The organism is Methylobacterium sp. WL18, assembly GCF_008040015.1.
Taxonomy (GTDB): domain Bacteria; phylum Pseudomonadota; class Alphaproteobacteria; order Rhizobiales; family Beijerinckiaceae; genus Methylobacterium; species Methylobacterium mesophilicum.
Window position 1 is genome coordinate 1 of sequence record NZ_VRVD01001281.1, and the last position, 539, is coordinate 539.

Annotated in this window: 1 protein-coding gene; it reads left to right on the plus strand. The window is 74.0% G+C overall.

Annotated features, from left to right (window positions below; all coding sequences use genetic code 11):
* Nucleotides 1-539: DUF3341 domain-containing protein (locus FV228_RS32325; protein WP_147858023.1), on the plus strand; the 539-nt coding region annotated here is incomplete at both ends.

The following is a 539-nucleotide window of genomic DNA, read 5'->3' on the forward strand; positions in this document are numbered from 1 at the left end:
CCGCCCCCCGCCCGGAGGAGGATCCGGGTCCGGCGCCGCTCTGGGGCGTGTCCGCCACCTTCGCCAGCCAGGCCGACCTCGCCGCCGCGCTCCAGGCCGTGTCCGGGATCAGCCCCCCGGACCAAGTCCATCTCGACGGGCACGGACCGGTGCCGATGCCCCGGACCCTGCGCTCCCTCGGCCTGGAGGGGCGCTCGATCCTCCCCTACGCGCTCGCCGGCGCGCTGCTCGGCGGCGCGGGCTTCTACGCGCTCTGCGTCTACGCCACGGCCTACGACTACGTGTTCCTGATCGGCGGGCGCCCGCGCCTGTCCTGGCCGTCCTTCGTGGTGCCGAGCATCTCCTTCGCGATGATGACCAGCTGCATCGCGATCCACCTCGCCCTGCTGGTGCTCAACCGCCTGCCGCGGCTGAACCATCCGGCCTTCAACATCCCGGGCTTCCTGCGCGCCTCGGACGACCGGTTCTTCCTCTCCGCGGAGGCGCGCGACGACCGCTTCGACGCGGGCCGGTTCGAGCGCCGGCTCGCGGGCCTGGCG